Source organism: Amycolatopsis sp. lyj-109, assembly GCF_046548995.1.
Classification (GTDB): Bacteria; Actinomycetota; Actinomycetes; order Mycobacteriales; family Pseudonocardiaceae; genus Amycolatopsis.
This window is the reverse complement of the sequence record NZ_JAJPWR010000017.1, coordinates 110,749-127,069: the sequence shown is the minus strand read 5'-3', so window position 1 is coordinate 127,069 and position 16,321 is coordinate 110,749. Positions and strand designations below refer to the sequence as shown.

17 protein-coding genes are annotated in these 16,321 nt (G+C 70.5%); 13 read left to right on the top strand and 4 right to left on the bottom strand.

Annotated elements, in window-relative coordinates:
* Positions 1-28: 28 nt before the first annotated feature.
* From ACLJQF_RS33055 to ACLJQF_RS33025, 7 genes are all read left to right on the top strand, one after another.
* The gene (locus ACLJQF_RS33055; protein WP_410614263.1) at positions 29-997 is read left to right on the top strand and encodes an enoyl-CoA hydratase/isomerase family protein; all 969 of its coding nucleotides are present in this window, start codon (positions 29-31) and stop codon (positions 995-997) included.
* Positions 994-1,914 carry an alpha/beta hydrolase gene (locus ACLJQF_RS33050; protein ID WP_410614262.1) on the top strand — a complete coding sequence of 307 codons (921 nt, stop codon included), beginning with the start codon at positions 994-996 and terminating at the stop codon, positions 1,912-1,914. The genes ACLJQF_RS33055 and ACLJQF_RS33050 overlap by 4 nt, the downstream gene beginning before the upstream one ends.
* Entirely contained in the window at positions 1,911-3,395 is a 1,485-nt protein-coding gene (locus tag ACLJQF_RS33045) for a class I adenylate-forming enzyme family protein (RefSeq protein ID WP_410614261.1), read from the top strand. The genes ACLJQF_RS33050 and ACLJQF_RS33045 overlap by 4 nt, the downstream gene beginning before the upstream one ends.
* 171 nt (positions 3,396-3,566) lie before the next feature.
* Positions 3,567-4,421, top strand: a complete 855-nt coding sequence (locus ACLJQF_RS33040) for an alpha/beta fold hydrolase (RefSeq protein WP_410614260.1) — start codon at positions 3,567-3,569, stop codon at positions 4,419-4,421.
* A gap of 28 nt (positions 4,422-4,449) precedes the next feature.
* Complete coding sequence (locus ACLJQF_RS33035; RefSeq protein WP_410614259.1) at positions 4,450-5,316, top strand: alpha/beta fold hydrolase; 867 nt, start codon at positions 4,450-4,452, stop codon at positions 5,314-5,316.
* Positions 5,317-5,415: 99 nt separating this feature from the next.
* On the top strand, positions 5,416-6,114 hold the full coding sequence (locus tag ACLJQF_RS33030) for an SDR family oxidoreductase (RefSeq protein ID WP_410614258.1): 699 nt from the start codon (positions 5,416-5,418) through the stop codon (positions 6,112-6,114).
* A 207-nt stretch (positions 6,115-6,321) separates the two neighbouring features.
* A complete protein-coding gene (locus tag ACLJQF_RS33025; RefSeq protein ID WP_410614257.1) occupies positions 6,322-6,495 on the top strand; it encodes a hypothetical protein in 174 nt (57 codons plus the stop codon).
* Positions 6,496-7,157: 662 nt separating this feature from the next.
* Here ACLJQF_RS33025 and ACLJQF_RS33020 read toward each other — a convergent pair.
* Positions 7,158-7,325: a hypothetical protein gene (locus ACLJQF_RS33020; RefSeq protein ID WP_410614256.1), complete on the bottom strand. Its 168-nt coding sequence runs from the start codon at positions 7,323-7,325 to the stop codon at positions 7,158-7,160.
* 56 nt (positions 7,326-7,381) lie between these two features.
* Between ACLJQF_RS33020 and ACLJQF_RS33015 the strand changes: the two genes are divergently transcribed.
* Positions 7,382-7,990, top strand: a complete 609-nt coding sequence (locus ACLJQF_RS33015; protein ID WP_410614255.1) for an RNA polymerase sigma factor — start codon at positions 7,382-7,384, stop codon at positions 7,988-7,990.
* Positions 7,983-9,173, top strand: a complete 1,191-nt coding sequence (locus ACLJQF_RS33010; protein WP_410614254.1) for a CU044_5270 family protein — start codon at positions 7,983-7,985, stop codon at positions 9,171-9,173. The genes ACLJQF_RS33015 and ACLJQF_RS33010 overlap by 8 nt, the downstream gene beginning before the upstream one ends.
* Positions 9,174-9,614: 441 nt before the next feature.
* Here ACLJQF_RS33010 and ACLJQF_RS33005 read toward each other — a convergent pair whose 3' ends face one another.
* Positions 9,615-9,908 carry a hypothetical protein gene (locus tag ACLJQF_RS33005; protein ID WP_410614253.1) on the bottom strand — a complete coding sequence of 98 codons (294 nt, stop codon included), beginning with the start codon at positions 9,906-9,908 and terminating at the stop codon, positions 9,615-9,617.
* A gap of 279 nt (positions 9,909-10,187) precedes the next feature.
* On the opposite strand from ACLJQF_RS33005, the gene ACLJQF_RS33000 reads away from it, so the two are divergent.
* The 4 genes from ACLJQF_RS33000 (at position 10,188) to ACLJQF_RS32985 (ending at position 14,476) form a co-directional block, all read left to right on the top strand.
* Positions 10,188-11,117 (top strand): NmrA/HSCARG family protein, encoded by a 930-nt coding sequence (locus tag ACLJQF_RS33000; RefSeq protein WP_410614252.1) that lies wholly within the window; start codon positions 10,188-10,190, stop codon positions 11,115-11,117.
* Positions 11,118-11,152: 35 nt separating this feature from the next.
* Positions 11,153-12,052 (top strand): NADP-dependent oxidoreductase, encoded by a 900-nt coding sequence (locus tag ACLJQF_RS32995; RefSeq protein ID WP_410614251.1) that lies wholly within the window; start codon positions 11,153-11,155, stop codon positions 12,050-12,052.
* Between the two features lie 235 nt (positions 12,053-12,287).
* Positions 12,288-12,974 (top strand): LppX_LprAFG lipoprotein, encoded by a 687-nt coding sequence (locus ACLJQF_RS32990; RefSeq protein ID WP_410614250.1) that lies wholly within the window; start codon positions 12,288-12,290, stop codon positions 12,972-12,974.
* Positions 12,971-14,476 carry an MFS transporter gene (locus ACLJQF_RS32985; protein ID WP_410614249.1) on the top strand — a complete coding sequence of 502 codons (1,506 nt, stop codon included), beginning with the start codon at positions 12,971-12,973 and terminating at the stop codon, positions 14,474-14,476. Before ACLJQF_RS32990 ends, ACLJQF_RS32985 begins: the two co-directional genes overlap by 4 nt.
* On the opposite strand, the gene ACLJQF_RS32980 is transcribed toward ACLJQF_RS32985, so the two are convergent.
* Positions 14,466-15,101 carry a LuxR C-terminal-related transcriptional regulator gene (locus ACLJQF_RS32980; RefSeq protein WP_410614248.1) on the bottom strand — a complete coding sequence of 212 codons (636 nt, stop codon included), beginning with the start codon at positions 15,099-15,101 and terminating at the stop codon, positions 14,466-14,468. The genes ACLJQF_RS32985 and ACLJQF_RS32980 overlap by 11 nt on opposite strands.
* The gene (locus tag ACLJQF_RS32975; protein ID WP_410614247.1) at positions 15,092-16,297 is read right to left on the bottom strand and encodes a sensor histidine kinase; all 1,206 of its coding nucleotides are present in this window, start codon (positions 16,295-16,297) and stop codon (positions 15,092-15,094) included. The genes ACLJQF_RS32980 and ACLJQF_RS32975 overlap by 10 nt, the downstream gene beginning before the upstream one ends.
* Positions 16,298-16,321: the final 24 nt, after the last annotated feature.

The following is a 16,321-nucleotide window of genomic DNA, read 5'->3' as shown; positions in this document are numbered from 1 at the left end:
TTACAATCATTCGACGGAAGCAGACGTCATGGCACACACAGAGCAAGGCCACCTCGACGTGGAGGACCGTGGAGCCGTCCTGATCGTCCGTGTCGACGGCGGCCCCCATGGTTTGTTCGGTCTCGACCTCGCCCAGCAGCTCGAGGACCTGGTGAACCGGGTCGACAGCGATCCGGGAGTGCGCGCCGTCGTTTTCACCGGCGCGCATCCGGAGCGGTTCGTCAGCCACGCCGACGTCCGGTGGCTGCAGGAGGGCGGCGCCGCTGTCCCCTCGCTCGGCCGGCGCGGCGCCTCCGCGGTGGTGCGGATGGCGCGCGGGGTGGACCGGGCCCGTGCCGTGGAGCCGGTGGTCCGGCGAACCCCGTTGCGGGGCGCGCTGGAGCTCGACCGCCTGCACGCCACGTTCCTGCGGATGAATTCCAGCGGCGTCATCTACGTCGCCGCCCTCAACGGTTCGGCGCTCGGCCTCGGTGCGGAGTTCGCCTGGGCGTGCGACTTGCGGGTCATGGCCGAGGGGGACTTCTTCATCGGCCAGCCGGAAATCCTCCTCGGGATCATGCCGGGCGGCGGCGGAACCCAACGCTTGACCCGCCTGGTCGGCACCCACCGGTCCCTGGTCGCCATCCTCGAAGGCAAGCCCTTCACCCCCGCGGAAGCGCTCGCCGACGGCGCCGTCGACGACGTCGTCCCCCAGCACGAGGTGGTCACGCGCGCGACCGAGCTCGCGGAGCACTTCGGGTCCCGGTCGAAGACCTCGATCGCGGCCATCAAGCGGGCCGTCTACCTCGGTGGCTCGATGTCACTCGCCGAAGGCTTGCACGTCGAGCGCAGTGAATTCCTCGTTCAGGACCAGTCCGCGGACGGGCAGCAGCTGATGCTCGACTACCTGGAAGCCACCGAGGCCACCGGCGAACTCCCGCTCTACGACCCGGACGTCTACGAGCAGGCCCTCACGACCGGCAGCGTTCCCCGCCGATCGGCGGTGCCGCAGTCATGACCGCGTTCACCCGGCACGACGTCTCCTTCCCCGCCGGCGAGACCACCTGCGCCGCCTGGCTCTACCTCCCGTCCGGAGTCCCGTCACCCCCGGTCGTCATCCTCGGACACGGTCTCGGGGCGACCCGCGAGATGCGGCTGGACGCGTTCGCCGAGCGGTTCGCCCAGGCGGGATTCGCGGCGCTGGCCTTCACTTACCGCTACTTCGGCGACAGCGGCGGCCGGCCCCGGCAGCTGCTCTCCATCCGGCGGCAACTCGCCGACTGGGACGCCGCGATCGCCCACGTCCAAGCCCGGCCCGACGTCGACGGCTCGCGCGTCGCGGTCTGGGGCAGCTCCTTCGGCGGTGGCCACGCCATCACCGTCGCCGCACGCCATCCGGAGCTGCGCGCGGCGGTGGCCCAGTGCCCGTTCACCGACGGTCTCGCCTCCGCGGTCGCGCTGGGCCCGGTGGGTTCCCTCAAGCTGGCGCCGGTCCTCGCGCGGGATCTCGTGGCCGCAGTCCGCCGCACCGAGCCGGCGACGATCCCGCTCGCCGGCGCGCCCGGTTCGCCGGCGCTCATGACCGCTCCGGACGCGCTGCCCGGCTACCAGGCGCTCGTCCCGGCGGGGACGGCTTTCCGGAACGAGGTCGCGGCCCGGGTCGTGCCGGCCATCGCCGGCTATCGGCCCGGGCGGGCCGCGAAGAAGATCGCCATCCCCATCCTCTTCTGCGTCAGCAACACCGACACGGTCACCCCGCCCGCCCAAACTCTCCGCTACGCGCGGACCGCGCCTCGGGGCGAGATCAAGACCTACGACGCCGGTCATTTCGACTTCTACCTCGGTGCTCCGTTCGAAGCCTTGGTCCGCGACCAGACGGAATTCCTCACCCGGCAGCTGAACCCGGCGTCCGCGACCGCGGCAGGTGCGCCATGAACTTCGCCTCGCTACCCGACCGGCGCGCCGGGCTGGACCCCCACGGCCCCGCGGTATCCGACCGCACCGGTTTTCTCACCAACACGCAGTTGCTCAGCCGGGTCCAGGCGACCGCGTCGCACCTCCACGACCTCGGCATCGGCCCAGGCGACGTCGTCGCGCTCGAACTGACCAACCGCCTCGAGTTCGTCCTCCTGCTGTTCGCGGCATGGCGGCTCGGCGCGACCGTCACGCCGGTGAACCCGAGCCTGACCGACGCCGAGGTCGCCCGGCAGCTCGACGACTCCGGTGCGCGCCTGCTCGTCGTCGAAGACAGCGCGAGCGGAGCCGGTGACGTCCCCACACTCGCCGTCGGTGACCTGCCCACCGAGCCCGGCGGCCCGGACCACGCACGGGATCCGGACCCGTCCGCGCTGGCTCTGCTCATCTACACCAGCGGAACGACCGGCGTCCCGAAGGGCGTGATGCTCGACCACGCCAACCTCGACGCCATGACCGACATGGGACAACGCGCCCTCGACATCGGACCGGCCGACCGATGCCTGCTGATCCTCCCGCTCTTCCACGTCAACGGCATCGTGGTCAGCGTCCTCATGCCCCTGCTCGCCGGCGCGAGCGTCGTCATCGCCGACCGGTTCTCCCCGCACACCTTCTTCGACGTCGTCGAGCAGCACCGCCCGACCTACTTCAGCGCGGTACCGACGATCTACGGCATGCTCGCCGCGCTGCCCGCCGACGTCCGGCCGGACACCTCGTCCCTGCGGTTCGGGATCTGCGGTGCGGCGCCCGCATCGGCCGACCTGCCGGCCCGGTTCGAGGCCCGGTACGGGTTCCCCCTCATCGAGGGGTACGGGCTGTCCGAAGGAACGTGTGCCTCGACCATCAACCCCGTCGCGGGACCCCGGCGCCCCGGGACCGTGGGAATCGCCTTCCCCGGACAGGAAATCCGGATCGTCGACCAGGACGGCGCCACAGTTCCGTCCGGTGTGGACGGTGAGGTCGTGGTGCGTGGCCCGAACGTGATGCGGGGCTATCTCGGCCGCCCGGACGACACCGCCCGGGTCGTCGTCGACGGCTGGCTGCACACCGGCGACGTGGGCCACCTGGACGCCGACGGCTACCTGACCCTGGTCGGCCGCTCGAAGGACATGATCATCCGTGGCGGCGAGAACATCTACCCCAAGGAAATCGAAGACGTCCTCATCGGCGACCCGGCGGTCCTCGAAGCCGCCGTGATCGGCGTACCCGACGAGAAATGGGGAGAAGTGGTCGTCGCCTACGTCCAGCCACGGCCCGGTCGGACCGTCGACCCCGCCGTGCTGAGGGACCGCTGTGCGCACAGCCTCAGCGGATACAAGCGACCGACCGAACTGCTGGTGCTCGACGCCATCCCGAAGAACGCGGTCGGCAAGATCGACAAGCCCGCGCTGCGGGCGGGCCACGCGGCCACCTCTGGGTCAGCAGCCGAGGAACGGGGCTAGTCAGCCCGGGCGAGAGCGTCGGCGGCGTCCCGACGGTCGAGAGTGCGAAAGTCAGGGCGGTCCTCGCCGGACGCGTCGCCTGGCGATGAATCCGCCCTGTCAGCGGGGTCACTTCATCTCGGTGACCCTTCGGCTTGCACCCCTCATTGAAGTATGGTCATAATATAAAGCATGACGACGACCTACACGGCTGACACCCTTGAGAACCACACCGCCGCCGGACCGTCCGCGGTGTTCACCTACCGCCGCACCGGCCCGCGAGGTGGTGTGCCGCTGGTCCTGCTGATGCGGTTCCGCGGCACCATCGACTGGTGGGACCCGGAGTTCGTCGACCGGCTCGCCGCGGACCGCGACGTCATCCTGTTCGACAACGTCGGCATCGGCTACACCGGTGGCGAGCCGCGCGACACGTCCGAAGGGTTCGCCGACGGCGCGATCGAGTTCATCGAGGCTCTCGGCCTGACGCAGGTCGACCTGCTCGGCTGGTCACTCGGTGGCATCGTGGCGCAGCACGTCGCCCTTCGCCGGCCCGACCTCGTGCGCAAGATCGTCGTGGCGGGCAGCAGCGGACCGGGCGTCGCGCCGGGGACCCCGGAGATGAGCGAGCGGGTCCTGTCCATCATGGCCAAGCCGGACGCGGACGCCGAAGACCTGCTCTACCTCTTCTACCCCGAGACCGAACAGGGCCGCGCCGCCGGGCTCGAACACCTCGCGAAGGTCGCCAAGCGCCTCGAAGGCGGCGGCCCCGCGGTGACGGAGGACGCCGCCCAGGGGCAGCTCGCCGCCGTAGGGCGGCTCCTGGCCGTGGAATGGGACCAGCTGAAAGCCGAGCTGCGGTCGATCAGCCAGCCGGTCCTCTACGCCAACGGGATCCACGACGTGATGATCCCCGCCGTCAGCTCGTACAAGGCGGTCGAGCAGGTCCCGGACTCCACGCTCGTGCTCTACAGCGACGCCGGGCACGCCTTCCTGTTCCAGCACATCGACGAGTTCGTCGCGCAGATCAACCTCTTCCTCGGCCACTGACCCACACAATCAACCGAAAGGCAAAACCATGAGCAGCGAAAAAGAATCCCGCGACCGCGTGATCACCTCCTACCAGGACGCCCCGACCCGCACCGTCTCCGCCGGCGGCGTCGACTTCGCCTACCGCGAACTCGGCCCGAAGACCGGCGTCCCGGTGGTCTTCCTGACCCACCTGGCCGCGGTACTCGACAACTGGGACCCCCGGGTGGTCGACGGCATCGCCGCGAAGCACCGCGTCATCACCTTCGACAACCGCGGCGTCGGCGCATCCACCGGCACCACCCCGAAGACCATCGAGGCGATGGCGGCCGACGCCGTCACGTTCATCCGCGCCCTCGGCCTGACCGAAGTGGACATCCTCGCCTTCTCCATGGGCGGCATGATCGCCCAGGTGATCGCCCACGACGAACCGGAGCTGGTCCGCAAGCTGATCATCGCCGGTACCGGGCCCGCGGGTGGCGAGGGCATCAAGAACGTGACGTGGATTTCCCACCTCGACACGATCCGGGCACTGCTCACGCGCCAGGACCCCAAGCAGTTCCTCTTCTTCACCCGGACGCCGAACGGGAAGCGGGCGGGCAAAGAGTTCCTGGCCCGCCTGAAGGAACGCAAAGCCAACCGGGACAAGGCGATTTCCCTCAGGTCCTACGGTGCCCAGCTCACCGCGATCCACCGCTGGGGGTTGGCGAAGCCGTCCGACCTCTCCGTCATCCACCAGCCGGTGCTCGTCGCGAACGGCGACAACGACCGGATGGTCCCGACGAAGAACACCTACGACCTGGCGCGCCGCCTGCCCGACAGCGAACTGGTGATCTACCCCGACGCCGGCCACGGCGGCATCTTCCAGTACCACGGACAGTTCGTGACGAAGGCACTCGAATTCCTCGCACGGTAGCGCCGGAGCTGGCGGCGGTCTCGGCGGCCGCCAGGCACTGAACATGGCCGATCCCCGCCGGCCCACCTATCACTCTTCTCAGTTCACCAGGAGCTTTCGATGGACCTCTCCGCCAGCACCGTCCTGGTCACCGGAGCCAACCGGGGGTTCGGCCGGGCACTCGCCGCCGAACTGCTCGGCCGCGGCGCCACGGTCTACGCCGCCGCCCGCAACCCCGACCAGGTCGACCTGCCGGGCGCCAAGCCGATCGCGCTCGACATCACCGACCCCACCTCCGTCGAGGCTGCCGCCCAGGCCACCGGTGACGTGACGATCCTGATCAACAACGCCGGCTCGCCACCCAATGCCGACCTGCTCAATAGCGATCTGGACGACATCCGTGTGGAGATGGACACCCACTTCTTCGGCACCCTGGAAGTGACCCGGGCCTTCGCGCCCCAGATCGCGGCCAACGGCGGCGGTGCGATCCTGAACGTCCTGTCCGGCCTGTCCTGGGTCAGCTTCCCGGAGGCCGGCGCGTACTGCGCCGCCAAGTCCGCGGAATGGTCCCTCACCAATGCTCTGCGCCAGCAGCTCGCCGGCCGGCGCATCCGGGTGTCCGCGCTGCACGTGGGCTACATGGACACCGACCTGGTCCGTGACGTCACCTCGGAAAAGTCCGACCCCGCCGACATCGCCCGGATCGCCGTCGACGGCCTCGCCGCCGGCACCTACGAGATCCTCGCGGACAACGCCTCCCGCCAGGCGCAGGCCGCGCTGGCCGGGGGCGTCTCGGCGATCTACCCGCAGTTGCCCTGAGCGCCCGGACCTGTTGATCTTTTGCAGGTCGACAGGGCTCGGCTGCCTACTCGGCAATGGGCGCCTCGGCGGCTCCAGGCTTTGCGTGGTGGATCGTCGAACGGGCAGCATTTCCAAGGCAGCTTCCTTCGCCGGGGACCGCCTCGTCGACATACCCGAAGACCAGCAAGCAGGGCTTGGGCGAGCCCCTCAGGCGGAGGCCGGTTGGTGCGCCTGACCACGCTGGGCGAGGAGAAGGCAGTACAGGCTGCACGGGTGCACGTGGCGAACATCGAGCAATACTTCCTCGCGCCCCTACCCGCCTCCCACCGCCAACGCTTCATGGACGACCTGCGGATCCTGAGCCACGCGGCACGGGGCGTGGTGCCCCGCCTCTGCTGACTCGCATGGCTACCAGAGCACGGCAACTTCGGCGTGGAGTGAAGGTCATTGGCGCGAACGGCAGTTCGCCGGCCAACGCTCAGGTCGTAATCGACGAGGACGGCGTTACCGTCGAGAACACGCTCAACAGCCCGCCTACAGCGGCCGCCGGCGAATACGCTGTCCGGCGTTGGACCGACGTCGAGGTCAGGGGCGAGCCCCGGCGGCCGTCTTCGAAGGGCACGGAGATCTTCGGTTCAGGCGGGGCGCTGCCCGGGCAGGCGACGGAAATCGCTCCCATCGCGTACCCGTTGACCCATCAGCGCGGCGCCCCGGCTGAGCAATCGCCGGGCCGATCAAGGCGTCACGGTACCGCCATCCACCGACAGCGCAGCGCCGGTGATGAAGCGACCTGTGGGCGAGACGGGCCAAACGATCGCCTCGGAGACGTCCTCCGGCTCCACATAGGGGTTGCGGTCCGCTCACCGGGCCCGATCCCGGCAGACGGCGCGAGGTAGATCCAGTTCCAGGTCCTCGACCTGCTCGATCAGCTCCCAAAAGTGCGCGGCGGCCGAAGCCGGTACCACTGCAAACGCCGCCAACGCGCCCTGGGCAAGCTCAACCGGTCGAGTTTGAGACCATCTACCACCGCACCAGCGGCCTGAAACCAGCCAGCCCCGGTGTCAACCGAAGTCTGGGCAGCCCCCTTCGGCCCGTGCCCGGTTGCCGGACACCATGATCACGAAGTCGTCCGAGTACCGGATGAGCCAGTAGTCGGCGAGTCCGTGCCGACGCCGTTTCGCTCGTTCCACGGTGCTGATCGTGTGGTGGTCGAAGTGCTCGTCCAGCACCGACAGCGCCCCCTCGTGAACGCTTCCGCCGCGCAATCCCAATACTTGCTGTGACTATGACGCGGCAATCAACTCCGGCAAGCGGTGATGATCGGCCTGACCTGCGTCGCGGTGATCTCGAGGAGTCTTTCCGGCGTCTGTTCGACGAGCACGCCGCGGTCCTGCACCGCTATCTGGTCGGGAGGATCGGTGCCGACATCGCCGGTGACCTGCTCAGCGAGACGTTCCTGATCGCGTTGCAGCAGCGCGACCGCTACGACGGTGAGCGAGGAAGCGCCCGGTCCTGGCTGTTCGGTATCGCGACGAACCTGCTGCGCACGGAGGTCCGCAACGAGGTCGCTGCCCAACGCAGGCAGTTGCGCCTGGCCGCGCACGAGCACAGCAGGCGGGTTGTGCACGGGCATGCCGATCGGGTGGCCGAACGGATCGACGCGCAGACGCGGGTGCAGCACCTGGCTGTGGCGTTGGCGAAACTCTCGCCGAACGATCTGGACGTGCTGCTGCTGACCAGTTGGGCGGAACTGGCGCCGACCGAGATCGGCGAGGCGCTCGGTGTTCCCGCCGGCACCGTGCGCTCCCGCTTGCACCGGATCCGGCGCTTGCTGAAGGCGTCCGCGGCATCCAGCTCCGCGCGCGATGAGGAAGGAGTACAGGCCGATGACTGAGGACAACGTCCACCGCTTGTGGACCGACGAAGAGCTGGACGAAGGGCTGATCTTGATGCGCCCCGGCGAACTCGCCAACCGGCAGCCCCTGGCCGAGGCACGAACCACCCTGTTGAACGCAGTGCGCTCACTCGAAGGAAGGGACACCCTGGTGGCCGACACCAATCCGGTGAACGAGCTGACACGAAAGCCAGGGCTCCCCGCCGGACGTCGCTGGTGGCTCAGTGCGGCCGCCGCGGTAGTGGTCGTTGCCGTCGGCGCCACCGTCGCGATCACCGGCGGAGACCACGGTGCCCCGTCGGCCCAGTCGACGTCGTCAGTGTCGTCAGTGCCGGCGGTGAAATTCGCGTCGGTGCGGCAGGCGCTGGACAAAGCGGCCGACATGATCCATGTCACGGGCGAGGCACCCATTCCCGCGGGGAAATTCCGGTACACCGAGACCCGCGGCTGGTACCTGGTCGCCAGGCCCACGAAAGGGCAGCAGTTCGCTTTCCTCGCCGAAGAGCTGAGGCAGACCTGGCAGCCGAGCGACTTCGACAGTGAATGGCTGCTCAAGATCGGGCAGACGGGGAACAAGCAGTGGCTAGTGGGCAACGAGCAAACCGCCACCACCACCGAGGGCCAGAACGTGAACGAAATCCGTCAGTCCGGTGAGTGGCGTGCGCGGGGTGGCCAGTTCCCCGAGAAAGCGTTGATCTTCGCCGGCCGGAGCGCCGGCGAATGGGGCGCCCCCACCGAACGGCAGCTGGCCGACTTGCCCCGCGACCCGCAACAGCTCTACGACCTCATGCTCAAAGATCCCTATCTGGTGAACAAGCCCCGCGGCGGAGGTGTGCTGAGACTCGCTGCCGATCTGCTGAAGACCGGTGTCGTACCCGCTGATCTCAAGGAAGCGGTGTACCGCGCGCTGGCCAAGATCCCCGGGCTGAAGATCACCGCGCAGGTGGCGAACCTGGACGGCCGCAAGGGCGTCGCCCTGGGTGTCACACCCCCGGACGGTGGCTATCTCTACGAGATCATCGTCGATTGCGACACCGGCGAGTTCATCGGGGAACGGACGACCCAGTTGACGCCGGGAGGCGACGCGGGGATCGAAGGCATCAAAGCCAACACTGTGACCTCCTACAGTTCGGTCCGCACCGCCATCACCGGCCAGGCGGGGACCGTTCCAGCGGGAAACTGACCGGCCCACGAGGCCGGCCAGAGTGGGCTCGGCACTCGCTCGGGGCGGGTGCCGGGCCCACTTTCCGCTCGGTTGCGAACCGGAATCTGCGAGCCCGCACCTCCGATTGAACAGTCAAAGCTGTCGCAGTTGCGTCGGTGTCACAGTTGTCGGCGTACTGAGTTGCTGGCTCAGTCGTGTACGGATGAACGTGCTTGGCGTCCTCGTTCGAAGATCGCTTGCGGGACGCCCGGTGAGCCGGACGTGGCCAACGTCCCTCATGCCGATGGGCGGGCGCCTGAGCGTGTTCCCCACCCGCGCCGCCGCGCTCACCGAGAGCGCGTGAGTTGCCATGTCCGTCACCACACCCACCGACGACGCCGCGGACGACGACTACCCCTCAAACCCGGGGTGCCGAACCTGCGACATCAGGCGGTGCCGGCCACGCCCGCGCAGGTGCTCTCACCCATGGGAGCCGCGGGAGGACCGAGCCGACGAGCGATAACCCCCAGGTGCCTGACCGACCAGCTCGGTGAAGGCGTGGAAGCTCATCGACAGCTCGCTGCCGAACAGCCGGCTCAGGGTGCGTTCGCCGGCGCCGGTGCGGTGGCCCGGCTCGGCCAGGGTCGCCGGGCTTGCCGGGTCCACGTGGAGCGGGTCGGTGACCGCCTTGAGACACCGGTCGCTCGGCTCCTGTGCGGCGCGGGCGAGCTCGGCGAGTACGACGTCGATCAGCAGCCGCGCACGGGGGCTCACCCTCGCTCATCAGTGCCAGATAGGCCTCGCGCAGCAACGCGCTCGCCACGAAGACCGACGGCTCGGCCGGCAGCTGTCCGGTCAGCGTCACGGGCGGCGACAGCACCCGAGCTGGCCGTAGTCGTGGAAGTGCGCGGCCACGTCGGCGCCATCGGCCAGCAGAACGGCTCGCCGCTGGGGTCGGACACGCGATCGAGGCCACCCGACACTGGCGGGTTATCGGGAAAACCTGGCGCGATACCGGTGGTAAGCCTAGCGCCGCAGACGCATCGTGGAGACATGTCACAACAGATCAAGCTCGAGGACGCCGCGCCCGCGTCGTCCTCCCCCACCGCCACCCAGACGACCGGCACGATCGCAGTCTTCGGCGCGACGGGGCGACAGGGCGGGGCGGTGCTCGACGCGCTGCTGGACCACAAGGTCACGGTGCGGGCCCTGGTCCGCAACCCGCAATCCGACCGGGCTCAGGCGCTGGCCGCCCGCGGCGTCGAGCTGGCGGCCATCCGGACCGACGACCCGGCGTCGTTGGCCGCCGCGCTGACGGCGGTCGAGGCGTTCTACTTCATGACCCCGGAGGCGAACAACGTCGAAGAGGTCGAGACGGAGATCCGCATCGGCACCGCGCTCGTCGACGCGGCGGTCGCGGCGCGGGTTCCGCACGTCGTGTTCAACTCGGTCTTCGGCGCGGACCGGGAGCGGGGTGTGCCGCACCATGACTCGAAGCACTCGATCGAGGAGCACCTGAGGAAGTCCGGCCTCCGGGCCACGATGGTTCGCCCGACCCCCTTCATGGAGGAGATGGCACCGAGCCTGGAGCACGGAGAGATCGTGCTGAGGCTGCCGCTGCCGGAGGACATCGCCCTGAAGATGATCTCGGTCAGGGACGTCGGCCGGGTCGCCGCCGCGCTCCTGCTCGGCACCGCGGAGGCACCCGGCGGAGCCGTCGAGCTCGTCGGCGACGAGCTGACGGGCCCCCAGATCGCCGCGGCGTTCGGCGCGCGCGCCGGGCTCCCGGCACGGTACGAGGCCCTCCCGGTGAGCGTGCTTCCCAGCGACCTCGACCGGGCGATGTTCCGCCAGTTCGCGAAGGCGGCGGAACACCCGTCGGATCTTGCGGCGGTGCGGGCGATCGAGCCGGCCACCCTCGACCTGGCCGAGTGGATCCGATCCACCGGCTGGACCGCGCCCGCCGGTTCAGGTCGAGGTTGATCTTTCACCTAGCTCGACGAGCAATGGAGCAGGACATGAAGGCGATCACCTACACCGAGTTCGGCGGCCCGGAAGTCCTCCGCCTCGAAGAGGTCGACGAGCCGCACGCCGGACGCGGGCAGGTGCGGCTGAAGGTCGTGGCGGCCGGGGTCAACCCGCTCGACTCCAAGATCCGCAACGGGTGGAGGCCGCAGGTGACGCCGCCGTTCCCGGTGATCCCGGGCGTGGAGGCGGCCGGCGTCGTCGACGAGGTCGGCGAAGGCGTGACCGGTGTCGCGGTGGGTGACGAGGTCCTGGGCTGGACCGTCACCGGCGCGTACGCCGAGCACGCGCTGGCCGTCGACTTCGGCCCGAAGCCCGCAGACCTCGACTGGGACCTCGCCGCGGCATTGCCCGTCGCCGTCGAGACCTCGGTCCGCGTGCTCGACGCCCTCGGCGTCGGGGAAGGCGACACGCTCCTGCTGAACGGAGCCGCGGGGGTGACCGGCGCCGTCGGTGTTCAGCTCGCGGTCACCCGCGGCGCCACGGTCATCGGCACCGCCTCCCCCGGCAACCACGACTACCTGCGCTCGCTGGGCGCGATCCCGGTCGCCTACGGCGCCGGCCTCGCCGACCGGGTCCGCGAGGCCGCACCGCAGGGCATCGACGCCGTGTACGACGCCGCGGGGGCAGGCGCCCTGGAGCTGTCGATCGGCCTGCGCGGCGGCACCGACCGGATCGTCACCATCGCCGATCCGAAGGCCGCCGAGCTGGGCGTCACCTTCTCCGGCCCCGGCGCCCCGTTCGGTGCCCGCCTCGGCGAGTACGCCCGCCTCGCAGCCGACGGCAAGCTCACGGTGCGCATCGCGCAGAGCCTTCCGCTGGAGGACGCCGCGAAGGCGCAGGAGCTGAGCGCGAGCGGTCACGCCGCCGGGAAGCTCGTCCTGCGGCCGTAGCTCAGCGCCCGGCCCGGCTGGGGAGGCACGACGGCTCGGGGCTGCCCGCTCCACTGCCGGGACACCATCACCCTGTGGAGCTTGGCCCCGCGCCGGTACCCGGCGCGCCGGCCGAGCGGCCGTCCAACTGGATGAGGTTGAGGGCTCTTCGCCCCCATCGGCCGGAGCTGCATTGCGTCCTTTGTAGACCACTGCCGGCTGGTCCGGAGTACGGCTCCTGATCTAGGGTGAACGCATGATTCTGCGGCGTACCCTGCTCGCGGCGGTGGCCTTGAGCGCGGCGATCGTCACCGGCTGCTCCTCGGGCTCGGGCGGTGGCGCGTCGCTGCCCGACGCCGGTGCCCTGCTCAAGGACAGCGCGTCGGCAGCGGGCGGCGTCACCAGCACGCACTTCACGCTGAAGGTCAACGGCACCGTGCCGGGCCTGAGCGTGCACAGCCTCGACGGTGACCTGACCAAGGCCAACGGCGGCGGCGCGAAGGGCACCGGCACGCTGGAACTGCTGGGCCAGGTCGTCGACGCCCAGTTCGTCCTGGTGAACGGCTCGCTGTACATCAAAGGACCCACCGGCGGGTTCCAGCAGATCCCCGCGGCGCTCAGCTCCTCGATCTACGACCCGTCCGCGATCCTCGACCCGCAGCGCGGCATCCCCAAGGTGCTGTCCGCGGTCCAGGGACCGAACACGGAAGGCACGGAAGACGTCGGCGGCACGCCGACGTACCGCGTCGCGGGGACGGTTCCGAAGGACGCGCTGATCGCGTTGGTGCCGGGGACGGCCTCGACTGTGAACGCCACTTTCTGGCTCCGCCAGGACGGCGGCCACCTGCCGGTCAAGGCTTCGCTGGGGTACCCGGGCGGCGCCAGCGTGGACGTGACGCTGTCCGACGTGGACAAGCCGGTCACCGTCACCGCGCCGGCGTGACCGGGCTGACCGGCTCGCGCGGCGGCCGTGCGCTCGCGGTCGGCGCCGGCGGTCTCGCCGTGCTGCTCGGCGCGCTGGACACCTATGTCGTGGTCGGCCTGCTGCGGCAGATCATCGACGACCTGGGCGTTCCGGTGAACCGGCTGGAACTGGTCACGCCGGTCATCACGGGCTACCTGCTCGGCTACGTCGCCGCGATGCCGCTGCTCGGCCAGTTCTCCGACCGGTTCGGCCGCAAGCTGCTGCTGCAGGCCTGCCTCGGCGGTTTCCTCGCCGGGTCGGTCGTCACCGCGCTGGCCGGCACGGTGCCGGTACTGGTCGTGGGCCGGGTGATCCAGGGAACCGCCGGGGGCGCGCTGCTTCCGGTGACCCTCGCGCTGGCCGCGGACCTGTGGCCGGGGAATCGCCGCTCCGCCGTGCTGGGAGCCGTCGGTGCCGCGCAGGAGCTCGGCAGTGTGCTCGGGCCTCTTTACGGCATCGGGCTGGCCGCCGCGACCGGCTGGCGCGGCGTGTTCTGGGTGAACGTCCCGCTGACCGTGCTGGCCGCCGTCGCGGTGCAGGTTTCCGTGCGTGGCGGCAAACCCGCCGAGCGGCCGCGCGTGGACTTCGGTGGTGCCCTGCTGCTGGCGCTCACGCTGGCGTTGCTCGTCATCGGTCTGGACAACCCGAACCCGCGCGAGCAGGTGCTGCCGCCGTGGGGAGTGCCGTTCCTGATCGGCGCCGGGCTCAGCCTGGTCGCGTTCCTCTGGTGGGAGTCGCGCGCCGAGGTCCGGCTCATCGACACGGCGACCGTGTCACTGCGGCCGTTCCTCACCGCGCTCGGGACGAGCGTCGCCGCGGGGGCGGCGTTGATGATCACCCTGGTCGACGTCGACCTGTTCGCGCAGACGTTGCTCGGCCGCGACGACGGCGGCAGTGTCGAGCTCCTCCTGAGGTTCCTGGTCGCGCTGCCGGTCGGTGCGCTGCTCGGCGGCCTGCTCGCCACGCGGGTCGGCGAACGCTGGATCGCCGGTGCCGGGATGCTGATCGCGGCCGGCGGCTACCTGCTGATGTCCCGCTGGCCGGCCGACGTGCTCGCGGCCAGGTCCGTCCTGGGGCTGCCGCGCCTCGACGTCGACCTGGCGCTTGCCGGACTGGGGCTCGGCCTGGTCATCGCCCCGCTGTCGGCGGTCGCGCTGCGTGCGGTGCCGCGCGCCCAGCACGGCGTCGCGTCGGCCGCGGTCGTGGTCGCGCGGATGACCGGCATGCTGGTCGGCGTCGCCGCCGTGTCCGCCTTCGGCCTGCACTACTTCCACACGTTGACCGCGTCGCTGAACCCGCCGCTCCGGATCCTGTTCCCGTCCCAACCGGCCTACGACCGAGCACTCGCCGGCTACCTCGGCGCGGTCCGCGAGGCGCTGCTGACCGAATACCGCGCGATCTTCCTGATCACGTCCACGGTCTGCCTGGCAGGCGCGGCCGTCGCCGGGTTCATCGGCGACGGCCGCCGGCTCAGGCGTTGACGTAGGCGAGCACGGCCAGCACCCGCCGGTGACCGCTGTCGCTGGTGGGCAGGCCGAGCTTGCGGAAGATGTTGCCGATGTGCTTGGTCACCGCACGTTCGGTGACGACCAGGTCCCTGGCGATCGAAAGGTTGTCGTGGCCCTGCGCCATGAGGTGCAGCACCTCCTGCTCCCGGGCGGTGAGACTGTCCAGCGGGTCACGCTTGTTCATCAGCTGGGCCACCACCTCGGGGTCGAGCGCGGTGCCCCCGGCCGCGACGCGCTGGAGTGCGTCCAGGAACTCCTCGACCCGGCCGACCCGGTCCTTGAGCAGGTACCCCGTACCGGCCGCGCCGGTCGCCAGCAGTTCCTTCGCGTAGGCCTGCTCCACGTACTGGGACAGCACCAGCACCGGCAGCCCGGGAAGGTGCTCGCGGGCCGCGATCGCCGCGCGCAGGCCTTCGTCGCGGAAGGTCGGGGGCATCCGGACGTCGAGCACCGCGATGTCCGGCCGGTGCGCCAGCAGCGTCGGCAGGATCTCCGGGCCGCTGGCCGCGATCCCGACGATATCGTGCCCCGCGCTCTTGACCAGCAGCGAGATCCCCTCCCGCAGGAGTGCGTTGTCCTCGGCGAGCACTATGCGCATGGCAGCAGTACCTCGATCGTCGTTCCCACGTTGACCGGACTGTCGATCCGGGCGGTTCCGTCCAGCCCGGCGACCCGGCGCCGGATGCCGGACAACCCGCTCCCGCCCTCGGCGTCGGCGCCGCCCCGGCCGTCGTCGCGGACCGTGACGCGCAGGCTGTGCCCGTCGCCGTCGAGGATCACTTCGGCGTGCGCGGCCGTGCTGTGCTTCGTGACGTTGGTCAGCGACTCGGCGACGACGAAGTATGCCGCCGCCTCGATCGCCGCCGGTGGCCGGGGCAGGTCGTCGGGCACGCGGACCGTGACCGGGATGCGCTGCCCGCCGGCCAGTGCGTGGACGGCGCCGCTCAGCCCCCGGTCGGCGAGGATCGGCGGGTAGATGCCGCGGATGATGTCGCGGAGGGAGCCCAGGGAGTCCTCGATCCCCGTCCTGGCGTCCCGGAGCAACGCCGTCGCCGGGCTCTCCGGTTCGGCCCCCAGGGTGCGTTCGGCGAGACCGATCCGCACCGCGACGGCGACCAGCTGCGCCTGGATCCCGTCGTGCAGGTCGCGCTCGATGCGACGCAACTCGGCGCCGTGCGACTCCAGTGCCTCGGCCCGGGTCCGGGTGAGGGTCTCGACCTGCTGGGCCAGCACCTCGGCGTCGCTCGGCCCGAGCAGCGAACGCGCGAGCCGGAGCTGGCCGCGGGCGATCAGCGGCACCAGCCAGTACACCGCGGCGGCGTAGGTCGCGGCCTGCAGCAGGGGCAGCGTGAGCGCTTCGGGCCACGTCCCGAGGAGGACGAACATCCCGGTGAACGTGTTCGGCGGGAACAGCCACCAGTACGCGGGCAGCAACGCGCTGAACACGATCGCGGGCCACAGCGCGAGCCCGGTCAGGCCGAGGAACGTGCCCGCCAGGCCGTGGCCGACCAGCCAGAGCAGGTCACGCCAGGTGGCCGGATCCCGGACCGCGCGCCACCGGCCGCCGGTCTCGGCGTGGGCGGCCTCGGGCAGCCGGTACCCGAGGTGCCGCCCGGCCCGCTCGCGTTCGAGCCCGGCCAGTGCCCGCACCGGCTTGGTCACCGCCGGCACGAACGGCAGCAGCAGCACCAGCAGCGGCACGACGAGCACGCCGGCCAACGCGGGCAGCGCGGTCTGCAGCCCGGACACCAGCACCGCGGTCGCGCCGGTGCTGCGTCTGATCCCTGTCCTCATCGCCGCTCCCCGGGGCCTGCGGTG

Excerpts from the sequence above, each read along its gene's own strand:
- ACLJQF_RS33040 (WP_410614260.1), top strand. The coding sequence starts at position 3,567 with ATGACGACGACCTACACGGCTGACACCCTTGAGAACCACACCGCCGCC.
- ACLJQF_RS33000 (WP_410614252.1), top strand. The coding sequence starts at position 10,188 with ATGTCACAACAGATCAAGCTCGAGGACGCCGCGCCCGCGTCGTCCTCC.
- ACLJQF_RS32975 (WP_410614247.1), bottom strand. The coding sequence starts at position 16,297 with ATGAGGACAGGGATCAGACGCAGCACCGGCGCGACCGCGGTGCTGGTG.
- ACLJQF_RS33015 (WP_410614255.1), top strand. The coding sequence starts at position 7,382 with ATGACGCGGCAATCAACTCCGGCAAGCGGTGATGATCGGCCTGACCTG.
- ACLJQF_RS33050 (WP_410614262.1), top strand. The coding sequence starts at position 994 with ATGACCGCGTTCACCCGGCACGACGTCTCCTTCCCCGCCGGCGAGACC.
- ACLJQF_RS32990 (WP_410614250.1), top strand. The coding sequence starts at position 12,288 with ATGATTCTGCGGCGTACCCTGCTCGCGGCGGTGGCCTTGAGCGCGGCG.
- ACLJQF_RS33055 (WP_410614263.1), top strand. The coding sequence starts at position 29 with ATGGCACACACAGAGCAAGGCCACCTCGACGTGGAGGACCGTGGAGCC.
- ACLJQF_RS32980 (WP_410614248.1), bottom strand. The coding sequence starts at position 15,101 with ATGCGCATAGTGCTCGCCGAGGACAACGCACTCCTGCGGGAGGGGATC.
- ACLJQF_RS32995 (WP_410614251.1), top strand. The coding sequence starts at position 11,153 with ATGAAGGCGATCACCTACACCGAGTTCGGCGGCCCGGAAGTCCTCCGC.
- ACLJQF_RS33045 (WP_410614261.1), top strand. The coding sequence starts at position 1,911 with ATGAACTTCGCCTCGCTACCCGACCGGCGCGCCGGGCTGGACCCCCAC.
- ACLJQF_RS33030 (WP_410614258.1), top strand. The coding sequence starts at position 5,416 with ATGGACCTCTCCGCCAGCACCGTCCTGGTCACCGGAGCCAACCGGGGG.
- ACLJQF_RS33035 (WP_410614259.1), top strand. The coding sequence starts at position 4,450 with ATGAGCAGCGAAAAAGAATCCCGCGACCGCGTGATCACCTCCTACCAG.
- ACLJQF_RS33010 (WP_410614254.1), top strand. The coding sequence starts at position 7,983 with ATGACTGAGGACAACGTCCACCGCTTGTGGACCGACGAAGAGCTGGAC.